Raw genomic sequence first — 23,801 nt, forward strand, 5'->3', positions numbered from 1 at the left:
TGCGAGGCTGATAGACGCCGGCCACCCGCCCGTACTCACCGACAGGAAACGCTGACCATGAGCCCCGCCGAAGGCGAACCGCACCGCATCCTCATCGTCGACGACGAGCCCGCGGTACTGGAGGCACTCCAGCGTTCCCTCGCCTTCGAGGGCTACGGCACCGAGGTCGCGGTCGACGGCGCCGACGCCCTGGAGAAGGTCGCCTCGTACCGCCCCGACCTGGTCGTCCTCGACATCCAGATGCCGCGCATGGACGGCCTGACCGCGGCCCGCAGGATGCGGGCCACCGGCTCCACCACACCGATCCTCATGCTCACCGCCCGCGACACGGTCGGCGACCGGGTCACAGGACTCGACGCGGGCGCCGACGACTACCTGGTCAAGCCGTTCGAGCTGGACGAACTGTTCGCCCGCGTACGGGCCTTGCTGCGCCGCAGCTCGTACGCGGCCGCCGACGACGCCGGATCCGCCGACAACACGGACGCCCTCTCCTTCGCCGACCTGCGCATGGACCTGACGACCCGCGAGGTCACGCGCGGCGGGCGCGCGGTCGAGTTGACCCGCACCGAGTACACGCTCCTGGAGATGTTCCTCGCCCACCCGCGCCAGGTCCTCACCCGCGAGCAGATCCTCAAGGCGGTCTGGGGCTTCGACTTCGAGCCGTCCTCCAACTCCCTCGACGTCTACGTGATGTACCTGCGGCGCAAGACCGAGGCGGGCGGCGAACCACGCCTCGTGCACACCGTGCGGGGCGTGGGGTACGTGCTGCGGTCCGACGGAGCGAGCGAGTGAGCAAGCTCGTCCGGCGGCTGCGGACGCTGCCGCTGAGGTCGCGGATCGCGCTCCTCGTGGCCGTGGCGGTGGCCGCGGCGGTCGCCGCGGTGGCGGTGACGTGCTGGTTCATCACGGAGAAGCAGCTCTACGCGCAGCTGGACAACGACCTGGTGCAGCAGGCCCACTCGGTCAAGCAGGAGCAGATGGACTACGTCCTCGCGGGCTGCCGGTCCGGCAACTCCTCCAACCAGCACAACTTCCCGGGCCCCACGATCCAGATCATCGAGTCCGACGGCACCGCGTGCACCTCGCAGGGCGACCCCAAGATTCCCGTCCAGCCCGCGGACCTGGCCGTCGCGGCGGGCACATCCGACCACTCGGTGCACACCACGGACGACGTGAAGGGCCGGGCGATGCGGGTCCTCACGGTCCCGATCAGCACCCAGAGCGACGCCCGGATCCCCGGCATCGCCGCCACCGTCGCCACCCCGCTCGACGAGATCACGAATCCGTTGACCACGCTCGCCTGGGTCCTCCTGCTCGTCGGCGGAGTCGGCGTCCTCGGCTCCACGGCCGCAGGGCTGTGGATCGCCCGCGCCGCGCTGCGCCCCGTCGACCAGCTCACCGAGACCGTCGAGCACGTGGCCAGGACCGAGGACCTCACGGTCCGTATCCCGGTCGAGGGCGACGACGAGATCGCGCGGCTCTCGGAGTCGTTCAACTCGATGACCGCGTCGCTCGCCTCGTCCCGCGAACTCCAGCAGCAGCTCATCGCCGACGCGGGTCACGAGCTGCGGACGCCGCTGACCTCGATGCGCACCAACATCGAGCTGCTCACCCGGATCGAGGAGTCCGGCCGCTCCATCCCCCCGGAGGACCGCAAGGCTCTGATGACGTCGCTGAAGGCGCAGATGACGGAGCTGGCCGCGCTCATCGGCGACCTTCAGGAACTGTCGCGTACGGGACTGACCGGGGCGGAAGGGCCGCTGAAGGTGGTCTCGCTGCACGACACCGTGCGCAGCGCCATCGAGCGCGCCCGGCTGCGCGGCCCCGAGCTGACCTTCGAGGCGGAGCTGGCCCCCTGGTACGTACGCTCCGAGCCGGCGGCGCTGGAGCGGGCGGTCGTGAACCTGCTGGACAACGCCGTGAAGTTCAGCCCGGACAAGGGCCGCGTCGAGGTCCGGCTGATGCGCGGCACGCTCACCGTGCGGGACCACGGACCGGGCATCCCGGACGATGAACTCCCCTACGTCTTCGACCGGTTCTGGCGCTCGCCGACCGCGCGCGCCCTGCCGGGTTCGGGCCTCGGCCTGTCGATCGTGGCGCGCACGGTCGAGGCCAGCGGCGGCCACGTCGCGCTCTCGGCCGCGGACGGCGGCGGCACGATCGCCACGCTGGTCCTGCCGGGCGCGCCGACACCGCCGCCGGAGATCCCGTAGGACCTGTCGGTCACTTGCCGACCGAGAGCCCGCCGCCCGAGAGATCCACCCGGATCCCCTCCTTCTCCACGGTCACGTCCTGCAACCGCACGTATCCGTCGCCGCCCGGCAGCTTCGGCAGCCGGAAGGCGAGGGAGAGACGGTCGGCGAGTTCGGGCCGGGTGAGGCGGGTGAGGCCGTCGAGCAGCGCCGGGTCGAGGCCGAACTTCTTCAGGAGCGCGGGGTGGGCGAGCGCGATGTCGATCAGGTTCGTGCCCATCAGCTGCTTCACGAAGCGCGGCGTCCCGGTCAGCTCGCGCAGCTTCGCGTCGCTGTTCAGCGCCTGCTGCACCGCGCTGTCCGGCACCCCGAGACGCTTGACCACCGCGGGGACGGCGAGCAGCTGCCGCGCCTTGTCGGCCTGCTTGGTGAGCTTGTCCACGGACGAGCGCGTGAGGTGCAGCCCCTCGGAGGAGCGGGTGCCGGGGCGGTAGGTGGCGAGGTCGCCGACGGCCAGGCTCATGTTGTCGATGTCGGTGGAGATCCCGGACGCGCCGAGCCGCTGGATGTTCGCGTCCGCCCGCACCTTCACGTCGTGCCCGGCGACGGGCAGGGTGCCGCGCGCGAGCACCTTGTTCTTCCCGTGCCCGCTGAACGTGACCTGGGACGCGCCCAGTTCCCTGTTCATGTCGGCGAAGCTGAGCAGTACCTGGCCCTGCATCACGTCGGCGTGGGCGCCGCTGATGTCGGTGAGGCCCGAGCCCTTGATGCGTACGTTGTGCGCGGTCGCGGAGACCTTGGCGAGGGTGACGCGGTCGGCGGCGACGTCGGGGACGGTCACCTTCAGCTCGCCGATACGGCGGTCGGCGAGCTGGGTGAGGAAGGGGAAGCCGCTGATCTCCACCTCGGGGGCGGCGTTCAACTTCAGCTGCTTCTTGATCTGTTGTGCCGCCTTGTTCTCGGCGTAGAGCACCGCCCAGCGGTCGGCCATGGCCAGGAAACCGCACAGGACAATGATCGCGATCAGGCCCTTCAGCGCGAAGGAGAGCCCGGCGAGACGGCTTCGGCGCCTGCGCCGGCCGGCCCGCCTGTGGTCGGGCGGAACCAAATCCTCCGCCCCGCCATCAAACCAGTCGTCAAACGCTGTGTGGTCGTCAGCTATGTGGTCGGCGGCTATGGGGTCTTCGGCCATGCGGTGGGGGGTGCGCATCGGCCGATTCCATCACACACCCCCACCAGTTACACAAACATCCTTCACAAGAGTGGGGTGGCCCACTGTTCAACCGTAGGCCACCCCAAAGCAAGCTCTGTTTCAGCTACTTGACGATCGTGATTCGGTCCGCCTTGGGCGGCGCGATGGGGTTCGAGGCCGAGGAATTGGCGGTCAGATAGTCGTTGAACGCCTTCAGGTCATCGCTTCCGACCAGCGGGTTCCTGCCCGCCCCGAGCGCCGCGAAGCCGTCGCCGCCGCCCGCGAGGAAGGAGTTCATCGCGACGCGGTAGGTGGCGGCCGGGTCGACGGCGGCCCCGTTCAGCCTGATCGAGTCGGCGACGACCCGGTCGGCCCCCGACTTGGTCATGTCGAGCGTGTACGTGAGTCCCGCCGAGGGCTGAAGGATCTTCGGCGAGGCCGCGTTCGCCCCGCTGACCTGCTGCTTGAGCGCGGTGACGAGCTGCTCACCGGTCAGATCGACCAGATTGACGGTGTTGCTGAACGGCTGCACGGCGAAGCCCTCGCCGTACGTCACCACACCGTCACCCTCGTTCCCGCTCGCCTTGAACACCAGGTCGGAGCGGATCCCGCCCGGATTCATCAGGGCCAGGACCGCCTTGGGGTCGAGGGACTTGGCGTGCGCCAGCTGAGCGTCCGCGATGAGATCGCCGAGCGGGGCCTCGGGGGTCGTGGCACCCCGGCCGGGAACATCGGCGGAGATGTAGCCGACGGGCTGGTTCGCGACCGGCGCGGCCAGCTTGTTCCACCGCCCGATCAGCGCCGTCATATCGGCGGCCTTGCTCTGCGTCCGCGTGACGACGTGATTGGCGGAGGTCGGCGACTTCACCGACGTACGAACGACATCCTTGGTGGCACGGTCGTACGTCAGGGTCGTGTCCGTGTAGAGCTTCCCGTACGAGGACGCGGACGTGACCATGCGCGGCTTGCCTGCCGGGTCCGGGATCGTGCACGCGTACGCGTTGTGGGTGTGGCCGGTGACCAGGGCGTCGACCTTGGGCGTGATGCCCTTGGCGATGTCGACGATCGGGCCCGAGACGCCGCCGCCCGCGCTCGGTGAGTCGCAGTCGTAGTTGTACGAGGCCGAGGCCGGGGCGCCGCCCTCGTGGATCAGCGCGACGATCGACTTCACGCCCTGCTTGTCGAGGATCTTCGCGTACTTGTCGACGGTCTCGATCTCGTCGTGGAACTTCAGGCCCTTGACGCCCTCGGCCGACACGATGTCCGGGGTGCCTTCGAGGGTGACGCCGATGAAGCCGACCTTCACGCCCTTGTGCTTCCACACCCAGTAGGGGGCGAGGATCGGCCTGCCGGTCTTCTCGTCGGTGACGTTCGCGGCCAGGTAGGGATAGTCGGCGCCTTCGAAGGTGCGCCCGTCCTCGTAACAGCCGTCCTTCGGGTGGCAGCCGCCGTTCTGCAACCGCGCCAACTCCGCCGAACCCTCGTCGAATTCATGGTTGCCGACCGAGGTCACGTCCAGGTCCAGCTTGTTCATGGCCTCGACGGTCGGCTCGTCGTGGAACAGGCCGGACAGCAACGGGCTGGCACCGATCAGGTCGCCCGCGGCGGCCGTGACGCTGTACGGGTGGCCCTGGCGGGCCGTGCGCAGTGAGCTCGCCAGGTACTCGACCCCGCCCGCGTCGATCTTCTTCGTGGTGCCGTCGGCCTGATCCTCGGTGACCTGCCCCGAGGACCCGGCCGGCGGCTCCAGGTTCCCGTGAAGGTCATTGAAGGACAGCAACTGCACGTCCTGGTAGCGCCCGCCCGCCGCGTTCTTCTGCGGCGTCGCCCCGGCGGGCAGCGCGGCCATGAGCGCGCCCGCGGCGGCGAGCGTGACGACGAAGGCGAGCGGTCTGCTGGTGGTTATGTGCATGTGGTCCCCCTGGGGATGCCGATGCAAATGTGGGGGCAGCCTACGGTCAACGCGCGTAGCGGGTGGGCAAAATCAAGCCCCTGCGGCGATTGAGCAGCGGGGTCCGGGGCGGAGCCCCGAGACGTCAACCCCGGCCCCGCGCAACAGCCCCCCGCCCCGGGCGGAGCCCCGCCGTACCCTCGTACCCATGACCACGGACCCCGCCCCCGCAAGCGATCCCGCCCTCTCCGGCCGCCGGATCGACACCCTGACCGTCCTGTCCGCCGAGCAGTCCGCCGCGGTGCTCGCCCTGCTGACCGAGGCCGCCCGCACGGACGGCCAGCAGGCCGTGTCCGAGCAGGGCCGGCTGCAGCTGCGGGGAGGCGAGCGGGAGGGCGTACGGCATCTGCTGCTCAGCATCGGCGACGAGCTGGCCGGGTACGCGCAGCTGGAGGACACCGACCCCGTCGAGGCCCCGGCCGCCGAGCTGGTCGTGCACCCGGCGCACCGGGGGCACGGGCACGGGCGGGCGCTCGGCAGCGCGCTGCTCGCCGCCTCCGGGAAGCGGGTGCGGGTGTGGGCGCACGGCGGGCACAGCGCGGCGCGCCATCTGGCGCAGGTGCTCGGGCTGACCCTGTTCCGTGAACTGCGGCAGATGCGGCGGCCGTTGGAGGATCTGGAGCTCGCGGAGCCGGTGCTGCCCCAGGGCGTCAGGATCCGTACGTTCGTGCCCGGCCAGGACGACAAGGCGTGGCTCGCGGTGAACGCGGCGGCGTTCGCCCACCACCCCGAGCAGGGCTCCCTCACCCAGCGCGACCTGGACGACCGCAAGGCCGAGCCCTGGTTCGACCCGGCGGGCTTCTTCCTCGCCTTCCGCGGCGACGAGCTGGTCGGCTTCCACTGGACGAAGGTGCACACACAGGAGCGGCTCGGCGAGGTGTACGTCGTCGGGGTGGCGCCCGCGGGCCAGGGCGGCGGCCTCGGCAAGGCGCTGACGGCGACGGGCCTGCGCCACCTCGCGGCGGCCGGACTTCCGACCGCGATGCTCTACGTAGACGCCGACAACAAGGCGGCGGTGAGCGTGTACGAGCGGCTCGGGTTCACCACGTACGAGACGGATCTGATGTACCGAACCGAGTCCTGACGGCTCTGACCTGGGGTTTTCCCAGGTTTTTCACGACCGGTCGGAGGTGAGGGGGCGGCGTCACTTGACGCCGCCCCCTCTCTTGCATCACCCTTTCACTACTTGATTAGTGAAAGGGGGTACGCCGTGGCACAGGAACCGGTCATCGAATTCCGCATCGACCGCCACACCGGCGTCGCCACCTACCTCCAGATCGTCCACCAGACCGAGCACGCACTGCGGCTCGGACTGCTCGAGCCCGGGGACAAGCTGCCCACGGCGCGCGAGGTCGTCGAGGCGACGGCGATCAATCCGAACACCGTGCTGAAGGCATACCGCGAGCTGGAGCGCTCCGGACTCGTCGAGGCCCGGCGAGGGCTCGGCACGTTCGTCCGCGCGACGCTCGGCTCCGGCTCCGCCGACTCTCCGCTGAGAGCGGAGCTCGAGGACTGGACGGGCAGGGCGAAGGAGGCGGGCCTCGACCGCGAGGACGTAGCCGCCCTGTTCGGCAGCGCCCTGGAGGCGCACTTCGGCACCACACCCAAGGGGACTTCATGAGCACGGCCATCGAGGCGAACGGCCTCGTCAAGCGCTACGGACGGCGCGCTGCGGCGGCCCTGGACGACTGCTCGTTCCGGCTGCCCACAGGCCGGATCAGCGCGCTCGTCGGGCCCAACGGCGCGGGCAAGTCGACACTGCTGACCATCGCGGCCGGCCTGTCGCGCCCCACCTCGGGGAGCATCTCCGTGCTCGGCGCCGCCCCCGGCACACACCGCGCGAAGGTCTCCTACCTCGCGCAGAGCAAGCCCCTGTACCCCCAGCTGTCCGTCGCCGACACCCTGAAGGTGGGCGCCGCGCTCAACCCGGAGCGCTGGGACGCCGCGTACGCGTCGAAGATCGTCGAGCAGGGCGAGCTCGACCCGAAGGCGAAGATCCGCTCGCTCTCCGGCGGCCAGCGCACCCGCGTCGCGCTCGCCCTGGCCCTCGGCAAGCGCCCCGAACTGATGCTGCTCGACGAGCCGATGGCCGACCTCGACCCGCTGGCGCGGCACGAGATGATGGGCACGCTGATGGCGGACGCCGCCGAGCACGGCACGACCGTCCTGATGTCCTCGCACATCGTGACCGAACTGGCCGACGCCTGCGACCACCTGCTGCTGCTCGGCGGCGGCCGGATCCGGCTCGGCGGCGGCATCGACGATCTGATCGGCGCGCACAGCCTGGTGACGGGCCGCGGCGACCTCGCCCCGCACACGGTGGTCGAGTCCCGCGCCTCCGGCCGCGGCGTCACCGCCCTGATCCGCAGGGACGGACAGCTCGGCGAGGGCTGGCAGGTCCAGGAGCCCTCCCTGGAGGAGCTGCTCCTGGCCCACCTCCGCTCGCCCGACGCCCCGCCCCTGCTCACGCCCGGCACCACGGCCGCCCCGCGCCGCACGGAGGTGACCGCATGAGCGCCCCGGCCCTCGACAAGCCCTCCGCCGTGCGCCGCACGAAGCCAGGACCCGACGGCCTGGTGTGGACGGTCCTGCGACTGCACCGCAGCGCGATGTGGGTGTGGACCGGCTACGTGGTGGTCAGCCTCGGCCTGCTCCTGTGGCTGTGGGGCCCCGGCTCCGCGGACGCCCAGGCGGCGTTCGACAAGCTCGGGTACGGCGGAGCGCAGGAGAACGCGTGGCAGGGGCTCAGCGCGTTCCTGCCGTTCGTCGGCGGGGCCTTCGACTCCCTCTTCTACGATCCGCTGACGCTGGCCCGGATCGCCGCGTGCGTCATCGCCGTCTTCGCGGCGGGCCCGCTGATCGCCCGCGAACTGGAGCAGGGCACCGCGCAGTTGGCGTGGACCCAGTCCGTCTCCCCCGCCCGCTGGCTGGCCGCGAAGCTGGCCGTGCCCGCCCTGCTCGTCACCGTCGGCACGACGCTCGTCGTGATCCTCTACCGACTGGTGTGGGACGGCCGCAACCATCTGCTCGTCGCCGGCATCGGACCGCGCGACTTCGACTTCTCCGTGGGCCCAGCGACGGTGGCGAACGCCCTGTTCGGCCTGGCCATCGGGGTGCTGGCCGCGCTGGTACTGCGGCGTACGCTGCCGGCCGCCGCCCTGGCCGGGGTCGTGACGTACCTGGTGGGCGCGTTCCGCTCCAACTCCTGGCCGCTCCAGGGCAGTTACCAGCAGCCGGAGATCCCCGTGCACAGCAAGGCGATCACGTCGACGGGGGCGGAGATCCGCGACCCCGGCTGCATGACGCAGCACTGCCTCGACCAGCACGACATCACCGGCTTCACCCGCCACTACCTGCCCTCCCCCGACTTCTGGCCGCGTCAGCTCGCCGAGACCGGCATCCTGCTCGGGCTCGCCGCGCTGGCCGTCGTCGCCGCGTTCCTCGTGCTGCGCCGGTTCCAGCCGGAGCCGCCGGTCGCCCCGCTCACCAAGGAGGGTGCCGCATGAGCGCCACCACGATTCCCCTGGGCCTGCCCCGGACGGTCCTGCGACTGCACCGCGTCGCCGCCTGGCTGTGGATCGCCTTCGTCGTCGTGACGGGCGCGCTGCTGCTGTGGCTGTGGGGCCCCGGCACGGCCGGGCTCGACATCACGGGACACTGCAACCCGGCCACCGCGAACGGCTGCACCGCGAAGGGCGCGACCGCGGACGCGTACCACTACGTCCTCACCCTCACGGACACCCTGGTCACGCTGGTGCCGGTGGCGGCCTCGGTGTTCGCCGGCGGCCTGCTCATCGGGCGCGAACTGGGCAGGGGCACGGCCCAGTTGGCGTGGACGCAGTCCGTGACCCCGGTGCGCTGGCTGGCCGCGAAGCTGGCTCTGCCCGCGGCCTTCCTCGTCGTCGGCACCACGATCCTGATGCTGCTGCGCCGCCTCGTCGCTTCCGAGGCCCCGGGGCTCTCGGACCACCGCTGGTACGGGTCGACGCAGCTCTACAACGTCCTCGGCCCGACGGCCGTGGCGCTGTCGCTGCTCGGCCTGGCCATCGGCGCGATGGTGGCGCTCCTGACGCGCCGCACGCTGCCTGCGGCGACGTACTCGCTGATCGCCACGGCCGTGGTGGTCGGCGCGCTCGACGCGGTCCGCGACCGGCTGTGGCCCACGGTGACGGCGACCGGGGACGTGAACGAGGGCTACCAGTACTTCGCCGGGTCCCTGGTCTCCGAAGGCGCGATGACCGCCTCCGGGGCCCGTATCTCCGACCCCCTGTGCGTGGACGACCGCGCGTGCCTCACGGCGCACAACGTCACGGGCTTCTACCGCGAGGGCCACCCGCCGTCCCACTTCTGGCCCCTCCAGCTCGTCGAGACCACCCTGGTCCTCGCCCTCACCGCCGCCGCCACCGCCACCGCCTTCTGGCTGCTGCGCCGCCGCACCCGCTGACCCCGAGCGGGGGCCCCGGCCCCGGATTCCCGGGCCCCGCCCCGGCGGGCCGCCCGCCCATAGCCCGTACGTCATGTCGCCGTAACCGTCGATTCAGACGGACTTGCGACGCTCACGGAATGCAGCCCCCCGCCCCCGAACCCGCCGAGCCCGCCCACCGTGGCGGTCTCACGCTCGCGCCCGCGTACTCCGACGCGGTCGACGCGCCCCGGACGGCGTCCGCGCGGAAGAATGGGGCCATGAGCCAGCCGAACGCCGCACAGGACCAGACGACCGACACGGCACCGGCCCCCTCGGCCGCGCAGCCCCAGCCGTCCGTGGGGTCACTCGCCGCGCACCGGCCACACCCGGTGGCAGGCGGCGAGTACGACCTGGCCGCCGCGAAACTCGCCGGCATCGTCGCCGACATCGACGCGGACCCGGACGACTACGAGGAGGACTACGCGAACCAGGAGGGCGCGGAGCTCCCGCAGGGCCGCTTCCTGGACCGCGAACGCAGCTGGCTCGCGTTCAACGAGCGGGTCCTGGAGCTGGCCGAGGACCCGAACACCCCCCTCCTGGAACGGGCGAACTTCCTGGCGATCTTCGCCTCGAACCTGGACGAGTTCTTCATGGTCCGGGTGGCGGGCCTGAAGCGCCGCATCGCGACCGGCGTCGCCACCCGTTCGGCCTCCGGCCTGCAACCCCGCGAGGTCCTGGAGCTGATCTGGAACCGCTCCCGCGAGCTCATGGCCCGGCACGCCGCCTGCTACCAGGACGAGGTCGCCCCGGCCCTCGCCGACGAAGGCGTCCACGTCGTGCGCTGGAACGAGCTCACGGAGAAGGAGCAGGCCCGGCTCTACACGCTGTTCATGCAGCAGATCTTCCCGGTGCTCACCCCGCTCGCCGTCGACCCCGCGCACCCCTTCCCGTACATCTCGGGGCTCTCCCTCAACCTCGCCGTCGTCGTCTCGAACCCCGTCTCCGGCCACCGCCACTTCGCCCGGGTAAAGGTTCCTCCCCTGCTCTCCCGCTTCCTGGAGGCCTCGCCCCAGCGCTACGTCCCCATCGAGGACGTCATCGCCGCGCCCCGGCACCTGGGCGAGCTGTTCCCCGGCATGAAGGTCGAGGAGCACCACATGTTCCGCCTGACGCGGAACGAGGACCTGGAGGTGGAGGAGGACGACGCCGAGAACCTGCTCCAGGCCCTGGAGAAGGAGCTGATGCGGCGCCGCTTCGGGCCGCCGGTGCGCCTTGAGGTCGAGGAGACCATCGACTCGGACATACTCAGCCTCCTCGTGAAGGAGCTGAAGATGCGCGAGGCCGAGGTGTACCCGCTGCCGGGCCCCCTGGACCTCACCGGCCTCTTCTCCATCGCGGGCATCGACCGCCCCGAGCTGAAGTACCCCAAGTTCGTGGCGGGCACCCACCGCGACCTGGCGGAGGTGGAGTCGGCCTCGGCCCCCGACGTCTTCGCGGCGCTGCGCGGCCACGACGTGCTGCTGCACCACCCGTACGACTCGTTCTCCACCTCCGTGCAGGCGTTCCTTGAGCAGGCCGCCGCCGACCCGGACGTGCTCGCCATCAAGCAGACGCTGTACCGGACCTCGGGCGACTCACCGATCGTGGACGCGCTGATAGAGGCCGCGGAGGCCGGCAAGCAGGTGCTCGTCCTGGTCGAGATCAAGGCCCGCTTCGACGAGCAGGCCAACATCAAGTGGGCCCGCAAGCTGGAGGAGTCCGGCTGCCATGTCGTCTACGGCCTCGTCGGCCTGAAGACGCACTGCAAGCTGTCGCTCGTCGTACGCCAGGAGGGCGACCAGCTGGTCAGGTACAGCCACGTCGGCACGGGCAACTACCACCCCAAGACGGCCCGACTGTACGAGGACCTGGGCCTGTTGACGGCCAATCAGGAAGTCGGGGCCGATCTCTCCGACCTCTTCAACCGGCTGTCAGGATACTCGCGCCGCGAGACCTACCGCCGCCTCCTCGTCGCCCCCAAGTCCCTTCGTACGGGCCTGATCACGCGGATCGAGAAGGAGGTCCAGCACCACCGTGCGGGCCGGCCCGCCCACATCCGCATCAAGGTCAACTCGATGGTCGACGAGGCCGTCATCGACGCGCTCTACCGGGCCGCGCAGGCCGGGGTCCCCGTCGACATCTGGGTCCGCGGCATCTGCGCCGTACGCCCCGGCGTCGCGGGCCTGTCCGAGAACATCCGGGTCCGCTCGGTGCTCGGCCGCTTCCTGGAGCACTCCCGCGTCTTCGCCTTCGGCAACGGCGGCGAGCCGGAGGTCTGGATCGGCAGCGCCGACATGATGCACCGCAACCTCGACCGCCGCATCGAGGCCCTGGTCCGCGTGGAGGACCCGGCCCATCGCGCGGCGCTCAGCCGACTGCTCGAAACGGGGATGTCCGACGCCACTGCCTCCTGGCACCTGGGCCCGGACGGCAACTGGACCCGGCACGCGCTGGACGCGGACGGCCAACCCCTGCGCAACGTACAGGAGATGCTCATAGACGCCCGGAGGCGCCGGCGTGGCACAGCGACACCTTGAGTCCAGCGAGCCGCTGAACGGGAACGATGTCGATGCCCTGGGGCGCTATCTCCGCTCCCAGGCCACCGAGTTCCTGCGGTCGCTGCGGCAGCACCGTGAGAGCGGCGCGGCGGGCGACACGGCGGACGCGGCCCGCGCGCTGCGGCGCGCGGCGCGGCGCATCAGCGGCACGCTGCACACCTTCCGCCCGCTCCTCGACACGGACTGGTCGGATGCGTTGCGGCCCGAACTGGCGTGGTTGTCGGGGACGTTGGCCCGCGAGCATGCGTATGCGTCCCGCCTGGACCGGTTGACCTCGGCCCTCCACGCCCTGTCGACGCCACCCGCTCCCACGCCACGGGGCTCCGCCCCGGACCCCGCGCCTGACGCCGCCGCCTTGGGCAATCTGCCGCCTGGGGCGGCAGGGTGGGCAAGGCGGCCCCCGGCGCCGCGCGCCGATACGCAGGCCCCCGCCCCGGAGCCGCAGCCGCGGGAAACCCTCACCCTCGGCGCCGCAAAGGCATCCGCCCTGCTGGAGCGCCAGCTCACCCTCGCCCGCACAAGGGCCCACAGCACCGCCCTCCAGGCCCTCGGCTCCGCCCGCTTCCACGCGGTCGCGGACAACGTCGCCGTGCTCGCCAGTGACGTCCCCCTCACCACCGCCGACACCGAGCTGAAGAAGCTCGCCGGCGAGGCCGAATCCCGCCTCACCGAGGCCGCCACCACCCTCCACCACACCAGCCACCCCTACAACGCGGACGCCGACGCCTCCTGGCACCACGTACGCCTCCTGCTGCGCCTGCACCGCTACGCCCGCGAAGTGGCGCAGGACACCCCCATGGACGTACGACTCCTCGAAGCGGCCGACGCCCTGAACGCCCACAGGGACGCCGCGGAGGCGGCCGCCGCCGCGGCCCACGCGGCCCGCACCCCCCGCATCGCGCCCACGACCGCGTACGCCCTCGGCGTGCTCCACGCCGACCAGCGCCACGAGGTCGCGGCCGCCAGGATCGCGTTCGGACAAGCATGGCAACGACAGGCGGTGGGCACCCCATGACCGTGCATCAGGACGACCCCCACACGATCCTCGCGGCAGGCTGCGTCCTCTGGCGCCGACCGCCAACTCACCACAGCGACCAGGGAGTTGAGATCTGTCTGGTCCATCGGCCCAAGTACGACGACTGGTCGCACCCCAAGGGCAAGCTCAAACGCGGCGAGGACGCCCTCGCCGGCGCGCGGCGCGAGGTGCGCGAGGAAACCGGCCACGACTGCGCGCCCGGCGCCGCGCTCCCCACGGCCCACTACCTCGCGAACGGCCGCCCCAAGCAGGTCAGTTACTGGGCCGCGGAAGCGACCACCGGCACGTTCACGCCGAACCGCGAAGTCGACCGCATCGCCTGGCTCACACCCCCCGAGGCCCGCGCCCGCCTCACCCAGCCCAGGGACCGCACCCTCGTCGACGCCCTGCTCGACGCCCTCGGCGCCCTCGGCGCCCTCCACACCACCTGAAGGTCACTCTCCGTATCCGTACCGTGACCTAACCACGCCGCCCGCTTAGGTTCACCCTGCGTTCACTCACGCCCATCGGCCGCTTCACCTGATCTGCCTAATTTCAGCCTTACACGGTGCGTCCCCGGTCCCCGGGAACCGTCCACCGCTCGACTGAAACCACCCGCAGATCGCACGCCGCCACAGAGACAGAGAAGGCCGGCGGCTCCTGGAAGGAACACCGAAAGTGAAGCTTCAGCGCAAGAACCGGCTCCGCGCCCTCTCCTTCGGCGCCCTCGCCGTCTCCGGCGCCCTGGCCCTCACGGCGTGCGGCTCCGACGACACCAGCGGCGGCTCGGGCGGCACCAGCGCCTCCGCCAAGGCGGGCAACATCAAGTGCGACGACGCCAAGGGCCAGCTCCTCGGCATCGGCTCGTCCGCCCAGGCCAACGCCATAGACGCCTGGCGCCAGGCCTACGCGCAGGCCTGCTCCGACGTACAGCTCAACTACAAGCCCGACGGTTCCGGCGCCGGCGTCACCGCCTTCAACCAGGGCCAGGTCGCCTTCGCCGGCTCCGACTCGGCGCTCAAGCCCGAAGAGGTCGCCGCCTCGAAGAAGGTCTGCAAGGGCGGCCAGGGCATCGACCTGCCGATGGTCGGCGGCCCGATCGCCGTCGCGTTCAACGTCCAGGGCGTCGACAACCTGACCCTGGACGCCAAGACGCTGGCCCAGATCTTCGACTCGAAGATCTCCAAGTGGAACGACCCGGCGATCAAGAAGCTGAACCCGGACGCCAAGCTTCCGGCCACCAAGATCCAGGCCTTCCACCGCTCCGACGAGTCCGGCACCACGGACAACTTCACCAAGTACCTGAAGGCCGCCGCCCCCGGCGACTGGAAGTACGAGGGCGGCAAGGCCTGGCAGGCCAAGGGCGGCCAGTCCGCGCAGGGCTCCTCCGGCCTCGCCCAGCAGGTGAAGCAGACCGACGGCGCCATCTCCTACGTCGAGCTGTCCTACGCCAAGGACGGCGTGAAGACCGTCGACATCGACACCGGCGCAGGCCAGCCCGTCAAGGCCACCACGGAGAACGCCTCGAAGGCGATCGCCGACGCCAAGGTCGTGGGCACCGGCAAGGACCTCGCCCTGGAACTGAACTACGCGACCAAGGCCGCGGGCGCCTACCCGATCACCCTGGTCACGTACGAGATCGTCTGCGACAAGGGCAACAAGGCGGAGACCCTGCCCGCCACCAAGTCCTTCCTGAACTACACCTCGTCCGAGGAGGGCCAGGCGGCCCTCTCCGACCTGGGCTACGCCCCGATCCCCACCGAGATCAACAAGAAGGTCCGCGAGACCGTCGCGAGCATCAGCTGACCCAAGAGTGCGGGCCACCCACCGGTTGAACCGGGTGGCCCGCACCGTCCGGTGCACCGCCGCCAGAAGCCCCGTAACTCTCAACACCCCAACCGGGGACGGGACTTCGCAGACCGGAGAACCCCCATGGACATAACCACGCAATCACCGGCGCCACCACCGGCGCCCGCCGATCGCCCCTCACCTTCCGAGCAGAAGCGCGCCGCCCGCGGCGCCACCCGCCCCGGAGACCGGGTCTTCCTCGGCCTCTCGCGCGGCTCGGGCATCCTGCTCCTGGTGATCATGGCCGCGATCGCGGTCTTCCTGACCTACCGCGCCTCGCTGGTCCTCTCGAAGAACGAGGGCAACTTCCTCACCACCTTCGAGTGGAACGCGACCGCGAGCCCGCCCGTCTTCGGCATCGCCGTCCTCGCCTTCGGCACGGTCATCACCTCGATCATCGCCATGGTGATCGCGGTGCCCGTCGCCGTCGGCATCGCGCTCTTCCTGACGCACTACGCGCCGAAGAAGCTGAGCGGCACCATCGCCTACGTCATCGACCTGCTGGCCGCCGTGCCGTCCATCGTCTACGGCCTGTGGGGCGCGCTCTTCCTCGTGCCGCACATGACAGGCCTCTTCTACTGGCTCGACGACTACTTCGGCTGGACCGGCATCTTCGAGTACCAGGGCGGCGCCCCGCGCACCCTGCTCACCGTCGGCATCCTGCTGGCGATCATGATCCTGCCGATCATCACCAACGTCTCCCGCGAGGTCTTCCGGCAGGCGCCCCAGATGCACCAGGAGGCGGCGCTCGCGCTCGGCGCGACCCGCTGGGAGGTCATCCGGATGTCGGTGATCCCCTTCGGCCGCTCCGGCGTCATCTCCGCCTCGATGCTGGGCCTCGGCCGCGCGCTCGGCGAGACGATGGCCGTCGCCACGGTCCTCTCCCCCGACTTCCTGATCCACACCAGCCTGCTCGACCCGGGCGGCGGCACCTTCGCGCAGAACATCGCCGCGAAGTTCTCCGAGGCGAACGACCAGGGCCGCGACGCCCTCATCGCCTCGGGCCTCGTCCTCTTCGTCATCACCCTCCTCGTGAACGGCGCGGCCCGCCTGATCATCGCCCGCCGCAAGGAGTACTCGGGGGCCAACGCATGAGCAACGCAACCGTTCCCGCCAAGACGCCGGGCACGCCGGACGCCCCGAAGGCGCCGAGCACGCTGAGCGCCGCGCGCCTGCCGCGCTGGGCCCCCTGGGCCATCGCCGTCGGCTCGATCGCGGCGGGCTGCGCCATCGGCCTCGGCGCCGGGCTCACCAGCCGCGTCCAGTGGGGCCTGCTCGCGGCCCTCCTGTTCGTCGTCGTCTCGTACGCCCTCGCCGCCAAGGTCGAGGGCCGCCGCCAGGCCAAGGACCGCCTCGCGACCAGCGTGGTCTGGGTCGCCTTCATCCTCGCCGTGGTCCCCCTCGCGTCCCTCGTCTACGAGACGATCGCGCGCGGCATCAAGGTCCTCGACCCGTACTTCCTGAGCCACTCGATGGGCTTCGTCACCTCGTACCAGGAGGGCGGCGGCATCTACCACGCCATCCTCGGCACGCTGGAACAGGTCGGCATCGCCACCGTGATCTCGGTGCCGATCGGCATCCTCACGGCGATCTACCTGGTCGAGTACGGGCGCGGGAAGCTCGCGAAGGCGGTCACGTTCTTCGTCGACGTGATGACGGGCATCCCGTCGATCGTCGCGGGCCTGTTCATCCTGTCCTTCTGGATCCTGATCCTCGGCTTCGGCTTCTCCGGCTTCGCCGGCTCGATGGCCCTGGCCATCCTGATGATCCCGGTCGTGGTCCGCTCCACCGAGGAGATGCTCAAGCTCGTCCCGAACGAGCTGCGCGAGGCCTCCCTCGCCCTCGGCATCCCGAAGTGGCGCACGATCCTCAAGGTCGTCCTGCCGACGTCGATCGGCGGCATCACGACCGGCGTCATGCTGGCCGTCGCCCGCATCGCAGGCGAGACCGCCCCCGTGCTGCTCCTCGTCTTCGGCAACCCGCTGATCAACGGCAACCCGTTCGAAGGCCCGCAGGCCTCGCTGCCGCTGTACATCTACCAGCAGTACGCGAGCAGCGGCGGCAGCCAGGCGGCGTACGACCGCGCCTGGGCGGCGGCCCTGGTGCTCATCGCCTTCATCATGATCCTCAACCTCGCGGCCCGCGGCGTAGCCCGCTGGAAGGCCCCGAAGGCCGGCCGCTGACGCGGCAACCCCAACTCAGCGACGTACCGGAAGTAGAGAACCAATCATGGCCAAGCGAATCGACGTAAGCGGACTCACCGCCTACTACAGCGCCCACAAGGCGATCGAAGACATCTCGATGACCGTCGAGCCCCGCTCGGTGACGGCCTTCATCGGCCCCTCCGGCTGCGGCAAGTCGACGTTCCTGCGCACCCTCAACCGGATGCACGAGGTCACCCCCGGCGGCCGCGTCGAGGGCAAGGTGCTCCTGGACGACGAGGACCTGTACGGCTCCCACATCGACCCGGTCGCCGTGCGCCGCACGGTCGGCATGGTGTTCCAGCGCCCCAACCCCTTCCCCACCATGTCGATCTTCGACAACGTGGCGGCGGGCCTGAAGCTCAACGGCAAGTACAAGAAGTCGGAGCTCGCCGAGGTCGTCGAGAGGTCCCTGAAGGGCGCCAACCTCTGGAACGAGGTCAAGGACCGCCTGAACAAGCCCGGCTCGGGTCTGTCCGGTGGTCAGCAGCAGCGCCTGTGCATCGCCCGCGCGATCGCGGTCGAGCCGGACGTCCTGCTCATGGACGAGCCCTGCTCGGCGCTCGACCCGATCTCCACCCTCGCGATCGAGGACCTGATCGGCGAGCTGAAGGAGCAGTTCACGATCGTCATCGTGACGCACAACATGCAGCAGGCGGCCCGGGTCTCGGACCGCACCGCGTTCTTCAACCTCGCGGCGGTCGGCCAGCCCGGCAAGCTCGTCGAGATCGACGAGACGGAGCGCATCTTCTCCAACCCGTCCGTCCAGGCCACGGAGGACTACATCTCGGGCCGCTTCGGCTGACCCGACTCCCCCGACTCCCCGCGGTGCTGCATGGCGGTGCCACCACGGGGACCAGAAGAGGCCCGCCCCTTTTCGGGGCGGGCCTCTTCACGATTTAAGCCCCTGCGGCGATTGAGCAGCGGGGCCCGGGGCGGAGCCCCGCGACCTCAGCCACGGCGCGGGCGGCTGGTTACCCGAAGGCCAGCCAGACCACCCCGTACGCAGCGGCAGCGACAAGCGCGGCGGCCGGCATCGTAATGAACCACCCCAGGATGATGTTCTTGGCGACACCCCACCGAACCGCGTTCACGCGCTTCGTGGCGCCCACACCCATGATCGCCGAGGTGATCACGTGCGTCGTCGAGATCGGCGCGTGGAACAGGAACGCCGAACCGAACATGATCGACGCACCCGTTGTCTCGGCCGCGAAGCCCTGCGGCGGGTCCAGCTCGATGATCTTGCGCCCGAGCGTGCGCATGATCCGCCAGCCACCGGCGTACGTACCGAGCGACAGCATCACGGCACACACGATCTTGACCCAGACCGGAATCGGGTCCTCGAAGGACTCGTGGCCGCCGATGACGAGCGCCATGACCACGATGCCCATGGTCTTCTGCGCGTCCTGCAGGCCGTGCCCGAGCGCCATGCCGGCGGCGGAGACGGTCTGCGCGATACGGAAGCCGCGCTTGGCCTTGTGCGGGTTGGAGCGCCGGAAGAGCCACATGATGAGGGTCATCACCAGGTAGCCGACGACGAGTCCGATCACCGGCGAGGTGAACATCGGGATGACGATCTTCTCCCACACCCCGGACCAGTAGACGGTGGTCCCGCCCGCGAGGGCGGCACCCACCATTCCACCGAACAGGGCGTGCGAGGAGGAAGAGGGAAGCCCGAAGTACCAGGTGACGAGGTTCCAGACGATCGCGCCCGCGAGAGCGGCGAAGAGGATTCCCATCCCCTTGTCGCCCACCGGCGTGGCGATGATCCCCTCACTCACCGTCTTGGCGACGCCGCTGCCGAGGAAGGCACCGGCGAGGTTCATGACCGCGGCCATGGCGAGCGCCGCACGGGGCGTCAGCGCACGCGTGGAGACAGAAGTAGCGATGGCGTTGGCGGAGTCGTGGAAACCGTTCGTGTACGTGAATCCCAGTGCGACGCCGATCGTCACGATCAGAGCAAAGGTGTCCATGAGCCGGTCAGGACTCCTTCACGGCGATGGTCTCCACCGTGTTGGCCACGTGCTCGAAGGCGTCGGCCGCCTCTTCCAGCACATCGACGATCTGCTTCAGCTTCAGGACTTCCATGGCGTCGTACTTGCCGTTGAAGAGCTGGGCGAGCAGCTTGCGGTGGATCTGGTCGGCCTGGTTCTCCAGCCGGTTGACCTCGATCCAGTACTCGGTGAGGTTGTCCATGGTGCGCAGATTCGGCATGGCCTCGGCCGTGAGCTCGGCGGCTCGGCTGAGGACCTCGATCTGCTGCTCCACACCCTTGGGGAGCTCCTCGACCTGGTACAGGACGACCAGGTCGACGGCCTCCTCCATGAAGTCCATGATGTCGTCGAGGGACGACGCGAGGTTGTAGATGTCCTCGCGGTCGAACGGCGTGATGAACGAGGAGTTGAGCTGGTGGAAGATCGCGTGGGTTGCGTCGTCACCGGCGTGTTCGGCTGCCCGCATCCGCTCCGCGATCTCGGCCCGGGCGGAGGAATCCGCGCCGAGCAGTTCCATCAGGAGCTTCGAGCCCGTGACGATGTTGTCCGCGGACGCGGCAAACATGTCGTAGAAGCTCGTCTCCCTGGGGGTCAGACGAAAGCGCACGTGGGGTCCTCGGGGTGCTTTGGATTCGGTCAGGCTGATGCTAGGCGCATCATCCGGCCACGGCTAACCGGCGTTACACCAGTGTCGCCCATCGGGCACAGTGATCAGCACTGGCCCCGGCCGAGCCGGGACGAACCGGTACAGGCCCTGGAAAATCCGGTACCATATACCCGCAGGGGGTATGGGAAACCACGGGAGGACGGACACGATGACGACTGACGCGACGCAGGCGGAACAGCAGGCTGTGCCGGACGAGGCCGAGATCGTGACCGACCACGACCGCGGCATCCACGGGTACCACCATCAGAAGGACGAGCACCTCAAGCGGCTGCGCCGGATCGAGGGCCAGATCCGCGGCCTGCAGCGGATGGTGGAAGAGGACGTCTACTGCATCGACATACTCACGCAGGTGTCGGCCTCCACGAAGGGGCTGCAGTCCTTCGCGCTCCAGCTCCTGGAGGAGCACCTGCGGCACTGCGTCGCCGACGCCGCGCTCAAGGGCGGGAGCGAGATCGACGAGAAGGTCGAAGAGGCCTCCAAGGCGATCGCCCGCCTGCTGCGCACCTGAGGACCCCTGAGCACCCTTCAGTACCTGTAGTTCCACGAGAAGGTGGGGACGCCGGACCCGGCGTCCCCACCTTCTCGTTCTTCCCGTTTCAGCCCCGGTCGCCCTCCGGTCCGCCGGGCAACACCTCGGCGACCCGCAGCACCTCGTCGATCCGGTCCACGCTGAGCCGCCCCTCGGAGACGGCGGACGCCGCGATGATCAACTCACCGCACAGCTCGATCTCGGCGAGGGCGACGTGGTCCTGAACCGCCGTACCACCCACGGGAGCCACGTTCATCACCTCTTCCTGCCGCGTGACCAACAGCCGATGGCCGCAATGGCCGACTTCCTAGAGTAGGGACCGGCTCACGCCCCGCGCATGGCACGGAAGAACCATTTCCGGCCCCCGACAGGCCTACGGACGGACGACGAGACAGGCGGCGGACCGGGCGGCAGGCCCTACGGTCCGGGCTCGGCGACCTTCCCCGCGAAGATGTCCCCCTTGGCCGGAAGCCGTACCTTCACCGGCTTCCCGAACCCCCGGTACAGGGTCGTCGACGTCACGGCCACGTCCTTCTCCGGCTGCCCGTTGGCGAAGCTGAACCGGTGCACGACCTTGCGGATCAGCCCCTCGTCGTCGACGTAGACGTCGAACGGCACCCGCCCCTTGCGGAACCCTTTCGCCGCCGCCGCGAGCGCCCCACGCTGCGCCCCGGAAGCGGCCTTCGCGGCGGCGCTCAGCTCCACGTCCCCTTTGTAATGCCGGGTGCGCACGCCCGTGATGTCGGTCTCGCCCCGCTCCGTCACATTCCGTGCGCCACGCAGCAGTTCGGCCGCGACGAGCGGGTCGGTGGCGCCGCCGGTGACCAGATTTCCGTCCGTCAACGTCGTGACGTCGACGCGCACCCACTTGTCGGTGGGGACGCCGGCGCCCCGGTTCTTCATGTACAGGGCGCCGGGCGCGAGCAGTTCGGTGATCGGCCGGTGCTCCTCGTCGCCCGCCGCGTCCTGCGGAAGCCGCACCCGCAGCTCGCCGAGGCCCTTGCGGTAGTCGTAGACGCCTTCGCCGTGGATCGTGACGCGGGTCCCGCCGCTGGCCATCTCCATCGACGTACGCGCCTGTGAACTGCCCTCGCGGACCAGGCGCTCGGCCGCCCCGCGCACGGTCTGTGTCGGGTCCGCGTTCCGCTCCCCGCCCTCGGCGCCGCCACCGCATCCGCCGACGCCCACGACCACCGACGCCACCGCGGCAGCGGCCACCGCCGCCCGTGCCGAAGCGGCCGCGTTCCCGTGCTGCTGCACCACCATCGCTGGTCCGACCCCCATGCCTGTCCGTGCGTGTGCGGCCACCCCTGTCGTCGGGGTTAACGACGAGTAGGGTCGACCGTCACGCGAACGGGGGCTTTACATGGAGTCGCTACCGTGGCCGCGTGGCACAACAGCAGCATTCGCATACGACCACCGTCGTGGAACAGGGACGTTTCTGCCTGGCCCGCTGCAGCTGCGGCTGGCGGGGTCCTGCCAGGAGGGCACGGAGCAAGGCCCGTTCGGACGCGGACGACCATCTCGGCTCGGCGGGCCCGGCCGCCTGACGGAACCCACGGCCCCCTGATGACGTCTCGTATCTCGGGAAGCGAACAGGTGGCCGAGGGAGACAACCGCATGGAACGCCGCACGTTCATCACGGCATCGGCCGCGGCACTCACGGCCGGCGGCGCGGTGAGCGCCTGCTCCGGCTCCGGTTCCGGCTCCACAGGCGGGAACTCCGCGTCCCCGTCCTCCGCCTCCTCCGTCCCGGTCCGCTCCACCAGCGCGAGCGCGTCCAGCACGGTGCGGGCCGCGGCGAACCTCGCCGGGCTCGCCAAGGACCTCGACGGCTCCCTCATACGCCCCGGAGAGTCCTCCTGGGCGGCGGCCCGCCAGCTCTACAACACCCGCTTCGACGCGTTGAAGCCGCGCGCCGTCGCGTACGTCGCGGGGCCCGACGACATCCGCACGACCCTCGCGTACGCCCGGGCGCACAAGGTCCCGCTCTCCATACGCAACGGCGGCCACTCCTACGCGGGTTGGTCCTCCGGCGACGGCCGCCTGATACTCGACGTCTCCCGGATGAAGTCCGTCCGCGCGTCGGGAGGCGAGGCGGTGGTCGGCGCGGGCGCGAAGCTCATCGACGTCTACCGGACGCTGGCCGCCAAGGGCGTGACGATACCGGCGGGCTCCTGCCCCACGGTCGGCGTCTCGGGCCTCACGCTCGGCGGCGGCCACGGCGTCGTCTCGCGGGCCTACGGCCTCACGTGCGACAGCCTGACGCAGGCCACGGTCATCACGGCCGACGGCAAGGAACTGACCGCGAACGCGACGTCCGAGAAGGACCTCTTCTGGGCGCTGCGCGGCGCGGGCAACGGCCAGTTCGGCGTGGTGACGGAGCTCCGCTTCAAGACCCACCCCGCGCCGCAGGCCGTCTCCGCGTACATGAGCTGGCCGTGGTCGAAGGCGGCGACGGTGCTCAAGGCCTGGCAGAAATGGGGCCCTGACCAGGCCGACGAGATCTGGTCCTCGCTGCACATCGCGGGCGCGCGCGGCGGCAACCCGACGGTCTCGGTCGCGGCGTTCTCCCTCGGCACGTACACGGAGTTGCAGAACGCGGTCGACCGGCTCGCCGACGGCCCCGGCGGCCCGGGCCCTGCCACCTCGGTCTCCCTCAAGCGCCGCTCGTACGAGGAGTCGATGGAGGTGTACGCGGGCTGCACGGCCTTCTCGGAGGACGCCCAGTGCCACCTCCCCGGCGCGACGCCCGGCCGCGACACGGCGGGCGCGCTGCAACGCGAGACGTACGCGGCCGCCTCCGACTTCTTCGACCACGCCCTCTCGGACGCGGGCGCGCGCACGCTGCTCAAGCAGTTGGAGAACGTGACGTCCGGAGCCGGCTCGGTGGCGCTCACGGCGCTCGGCGGCGCGATCAACCGCGTGGACCCGACGGCGACGGCGTTCGTCCACCGCCGCGCGCGGATGCTCGCGCAGTACATCGTGTCGTGGCAGCCGAACACGTCCGGCTCCGCCGCGCGCGACTGGCTTTCCTCGGCCCACAAGTCGATGCGGCCGTACGCCTCGGGCGCGGCGTACCAGAACTACACGGACCCGAACCTGAAGAACTGGAAGCAGGCGTACTACGGGCCTGCGGCGGCGCGTCTGACCAAGGTGAAGCGCCGCTACGACCCGTCGGGCTTCTTCGACTTCCCGCAGGCGCTGTAG

Annotated in this window: 22 protein-coding genes; 16 read left to right on the top strand and 6 right to left on the bottom strand. The window is 70.3% G+C overall.

The features are described 5' to 3' along the window. Positions 1–57 precede the first annotated feature (57 nt). A complete protein-coding gene (locus tag OKJ99_RS23935; protein ID WP_326019425.1) occupies positions 58–792 on the top strand; it encodes a response regulator transcription factor in 735 nt (244 codons plus the stop codon). Next, positions 789–2,213 carry a HAMP domain-containing sensor histidine kinase gene (locus OKJ99_RS23940; protein WP_326019426.1) on the top strand — a complete coding sequence of 475 codons (1,425 nt, stop codon included), beginning with the start codon at positions 789–791 and terminating at the stop codon, positions 2,211–2,213. The genes OKJ99_RS23935 and OKJ99_RS23940 overlap by 4 nt, the downstream gene beginning before the upstream one ends. Before the next feature lie 10 nt (positions 2,214–2,223). Here OKJ99_RS23940 and OKJ99_RS23945 read toward each other — a convergent pair whose 3' ends face one another. Together OKJ99_RS23945 and OKJ99_RS23950 are read right to left on the bottom strand one after the other, a co-directional pair. Beyond that, positions 2,224–3,402, bottom strand: a complete 1,179-nt coding sequence (locus OKJ99_RS23945) for an LmeA family phospholipid-binding protein (protein WP_326019427.1) — start codon at positions 3,400–3,402, stop codon at positions 2,224–2,226. 106 nt (positions 3,403–3,508) lie between these two features. Continuing rightward, positions 3,509–5,296, bottom strand: a complete 1,788-nt coding sequence (locus OKJ99_RS23950; RefSeq protein WP_326019428.1) for a bifunctional metallophosphatase/5'-nucleotidase — start codon at positions 5,294–5,296, stop codon at positions 3,509–3,511. A 187-nt stretch (positions 5,297–5,483) separates the two neighbouring features. Here OKJ99_RS23950 and mshD point away from each other — a divergent pair, with 187 nt between their 5' ends. The 12 genes from mshD to pstB all read left to right on the top strand — a co-directional run bounded on the left by mshD (position 5,484) and on the right by pstB (position 18,206). Beyond that, on the top strand, positions 5,484–6,419 hold the full coding sequence (gene mshD, locus OKJ99_RS23955) for a mycothiol synthase (protein WP_326019429.1): 936 nt from the start codon (positions 5,484–5,486) through the stop codon (positions 6,417–6,419). 126 nt (positions 6,420–6,545) lie between these two features. After that, positions 6,546–6,956 carry a GntR family transcriptional regulator gene (locus tag OKJ99_RS23960; RefSeq protein WP_326019430.1) on the top strand — a complete coding sequence of 137 codons (411 nt, stop codon included), beginning with the start codon at positions 6,546–6,548 and terminating at the stop codon, positions 6,954–6,956. Further along, on the top strand, positions 6,953–7,849 hold the full coding sequence (locus OKJ99_RS23965; protein ID WP_326019431.1) for an ABC transporter ATP-binding protein: 897 nt from the start codon (positions 6,953–6,955) through the stop codon (positions 7,847–7,849). The genes OKJ99_RS23960 and OKJ99_RS23965 overlap by 4 nt, the downstream gene beginning before the upstream one ends. After that, entirely contained in the window at positions 7,846–8,841 is a 996-nt protein-coding gene (locus tag OKJ99_RS23970) for a hypothetical protein (protein ID WP_326019432.1), read from the top strand. The genes OKJ99_RS23965 and OKJ99_RS23970 overlap by 4 nt, the downstream gene beginning before the upstream one ends. Beyond that, complete coding sequence (locus OKJ99_RS23975) at positions 8,838–9,779, top strand: ABC transporter permease (protein WP_326019433.1); 942 nt, start codon at positions 8,838–8,840, stop codon at positions 9,777–9,779. The genes OKJ99_RS23970 and OKJ99_RS23975 overlap by 4 nt, the downstream gene beginning before the upstream one ends. A 119-nt stretch (positions 9,780–9,898) precedes the next feature. Further along, positions 9,899–12,316 (top strand): RNA degradosome polyphosphate kinase, encoded by a 2,418-nt coding sequence (locus OKJ99_RS23980; RefSeq protein ID WP_326019434.1) that lies wholly within the window; start codon positions 9,899–9,901, stop codon positions 12,314–12,316. Further along, positions 12,297–13,352 (top strand): CHAD domain-containing protein, encoded by a 1,056-nt coding sequence (locus OKJ99_RS23985; protein ID WP_326019435.1) that lies wholly within the window; start codon positions 12,297–12,299, stop codon positions 13,350–13,352. The genes OKJ99_RS23980 and OKJ99_RS23985 overlap by 20 nt, the downstream gene beginning before the upstream one ends. After that, complete coding sequence (locus OKJ99_RS23990; RefSeq protein WP_326019436.1) at positions 13,349–13,804, top strand: NUDIX hydrolase; 456 nt, start codon at positions 13,349–13,351, stop codon at positions 13,802–13,804. The genes OKJ99_RS23985 and OKJ99_RS23990 overlap by 4 nt, the downstream gene beginning before the upstream one ends. 226 nt (positions 13,805–14,030) lie before the next feature. After that, positions 14,031–15,158, top strand: a complete 1,128-nt coding sequence (pstS, locus tag OKJ99_RS23995) for a phosphate ABC transporter substrate-binding protein PstS (protein ID WP_326019437.1) — start codon at positions 14,031–14,033, stop codon at positions 15,156–15,158. 126 nt (positions 15,159–15,284) lie between these two features. Then, a complete protein-coding gene (gene pstC, locus OKJ99_RS24000) occupies positions 15,285–16,295 on the top strand; it encodes a phosphate ABC transporter permease subunit PstC (protein ID WP_326019438.1) in 1,011 nt (336 codons plus the stop codon). Next, positions 16,292–17,383, top strand: a complete 1,092-nt coding sequence (pstA, locus tag OKJ99_RS24005; protein WP_326019439.1) for a phosphate ABC transporter permease PstA — start codon at positions 16,292–16,294, stop codon at positions 17,381–17,383. The genes pstC and pstA overlap by 4 nt, the downstream gene beginning before the upstream one ends. Before the next feature lie 46 nt (positions 17,384–17,429). Continuing rightward, positions 17,430–18,206 carry a phosphate ABC transporter ATP-binding protein PstB gene (pstB, locus tag OKJ99_RS24010; RefSeq protein WP_326019440.1) on the top strand — a complete coding sequence of 259 codons (777 nt, stop codon included), beginning with the start codon at positions 17,430–17,432 and terminating at the stop codon, positions 18,204–18,206. A gap of 169 nt (positions 18,207–18,375) precedes the next feature. Here pstB and OKJ99_RS24015 read toward each other — a convergent pair whose 3' ends face one another. Both OKJ99_RS24015 and OKJ99_RS24020 read right to left on the bottom strand, forming a co-directional pair. Next, a complete protein-coding gene (locus OKJ99_RS24015) occupies positions 18,376–19,374 on the bottom strand; it encodes an inorganic phosphate transporter (protein WP_326019441.1) in 999 nt (332 codons plus the stop codon). 7 nt (positions 19,375–19,381) lie between these two features. Further along, positions 19,382–20,002: a DUF47 domain-containing protein gene (locus tag OKJ99_RS24020; protein WP_266712456.1), complete on the bottom strand. Its 621-nt coding sequence runs from the start codon at positions 20,000–20,002 to the stop codon at positions 19,382–19,384. A gap of 208 nt (positions 20,003–20,210) precedes the next feature. Between OKJ99_RS24020 and OKJ99_RS24025 the strand changes: the two genes are divergently transcribed. After that, positions 20,211–20,570 carry a metal-sensitive transcriptional regulator gene (locus OKJ99_RS24025; protein ID WP_326019442.1) on the top strand — a complete coding sequence of 120 codons (360 nt, stop codon included), beginning with the start codon at positions 20,211–20,213 and terminating at the stop codon, positions 20,568–20,570. 88 nt (positions 20,571–20,658) lie between these two features. On the opposite strand, the gene OKJ99_RS24030 is transcribed toward OKJ99_RS24025, so the two are convergent. After that, entirely contained in the window at positions 20,659–20,847 is a 189-nt protein-coding gene (locus OKJ99_RS24030) for a hypothetical protein (protein ID WP_326019443.1), read from the bottom strand. A 161-nt stretch (positions 20,848–21,008) separates the two neighbouring features. Then, positions 21,009–21,875, bottom strand: a complete 867-nt coding sequence (locus OKJ99_RS24035) for a hypothetical protein (RefSeq protein WP_326019444.1) — start codon at positions 21,873–21,875, stop codon at positions 21,009–21,011. A gap of 336 nt (positions 21,876–22,211) precedes the next feature. Between OKJ99_RS24035 and OKJ99_RS24040 the strand changes: the two genes are divergently transcribed. After that, positions 22,212–23,801, top strand: a complete 1,590-nt coding sequence (locus OKJ99_RS24040) for an FAD-binding oxidoreductase (protein WP_326019445.1) — start codon at positions 22,212–22,214, stop codon at positions 23,799–23,801.

Source organism: Streptomyces endophyticus, from assembly GCF_035798155.1.
GTDB lineage: Bacteria > Actinomycetota > Actinomycetes > Streptomycetales > Streptomycetaceae > Streptomyces > Streptomyces endophyticus.

What these genes read in the sequence shown, in the direction of transcription:
- pstA (WP_326019439.1), top strand. Translation starts at nt 16,292, where the DNA reads ATGAGCAACGCAACCGTTCCCGCCAAGACGCCGGGCACGCCGGACGCC.
- pstC (WP_326019438.1), top strand. Translation starts at nt 15,285, where the DNA reads ATGGACATAACCACGCAATCACCGGCGCCACCACCGGCGCCCGCCGAT.
- OKJ99_RS24025 (WP_326019442.1), top strand. Translation starts at nt 20,211, where the DNA reads ATGACGACTGACGCGACGCAGGCGGAACAGCAGGCTGTGCCGGACGAG.
- OKJ99_RS24040 (WP_326019445.1), top strand. Translation starts at nt 22,212, where the DNA reads ATGGAACGCCGCACGTTCATCACGGCATCGGCCGCGGCACTCACGGCC.
- OKJ99_RS23945 (WP_326019427.1), bottom strand. Translation starts at nt 3,402, where the DNA reads ATGCGCACCCCCCACCGCATGGCCGAAGACCCCATAGCCGCCGACCAC.
- OKJ99_RS24035 (WP_326019444.1), bottom strand. Translation starts at nt 21,875, where the DNA reads ATGGGGGTCGGACCAGCGATGGTGGTGCAGCAGCACGGGAACGCGGCC.
- OKJ99_RS23950 (WP_326019428.1), bottom strand. Translation starts at nt 5,296, where the DNA reads ATGCACATAACCACCAGCAGACCGCTCGCCTTCGTCGTCACGCTCGCC.
- pstB (WP_326019440.1), top strand. Translation starts at nt 17,430, where the DNA reads ATGGCCAAGCGAATCGACGTAAGCGGACTCACCGCCTACTACAGCGCC.
- OKJ99_RS24030 (WP_326019443.1), bottom strand. Translation starts at nt 20,847, where the DNA reads ATGAACGTGGCTCCCGTGGGTGGTACGGCGGTTCAGGACCACGTCGCC.
- OKJ99_RS23965 (WP_326019431.1), top strand. Translation starts at nt 6,953, where the DNA reads ATGAGCACGGCCATCGAGGCGAACGGCCTCGTCAAGCGCTACGGACGG.
- mshD (WP_326019429.1), top strand. Translation starts at nt 5,484, where the DNA reads ATGACCACGGACCCCGCCCCCGCAAGCGATCCCGCCCTCTCCGGCCGC.
- OKJ99_RS23970 (WP_326019432.1), top strand. Translation starts at nt 7,846, where the DNA reads ATGAGCGCCCCGGCCCTCGACAAGCCCTCCGCCGTGCGCCGCACGAAG.
- OKJ99_RS23935 (WP_326019425.1), top strand. Translation starts at nt 58, where the DNA reads ATGAGCCCCGCCGAAGGCGAACCGCACCGCATCCTCATCGTCGACGAC.
- OKJ99_RS23980 (WP_326019434.1), top strand. Translation starts at nt 9,899, where the DNA reads ATGCAGCCCCCCGCCCCCGAACCCGCCGAGCCCGCCCACCGTGGCGGT.
- OKJ99_RS23990 (WP_326019436.1), top strand. Translation starts at nt 13,349, where the DNA reads ATGACCGTGCATCAGGACGACCCCCACACGATCCTCGCGGCAGGCTGC.
- OKJ99_RS23975 (WP_326019433.1), top strand. Translation starts at nt 8,838, where the DNA reads ATGAGCGCCACCACGATTCCCCTGGGCCTGCCCCGGACGGTCCTGCGA.
- OKJ99_RS24015 (WP_326019441.1), bottom strand. Translation starts at nt 19,374, where the DNA reads ATGGACACCTTTGCTCTGATCGTGACGATCGGCGTCGCACTGGGATTC.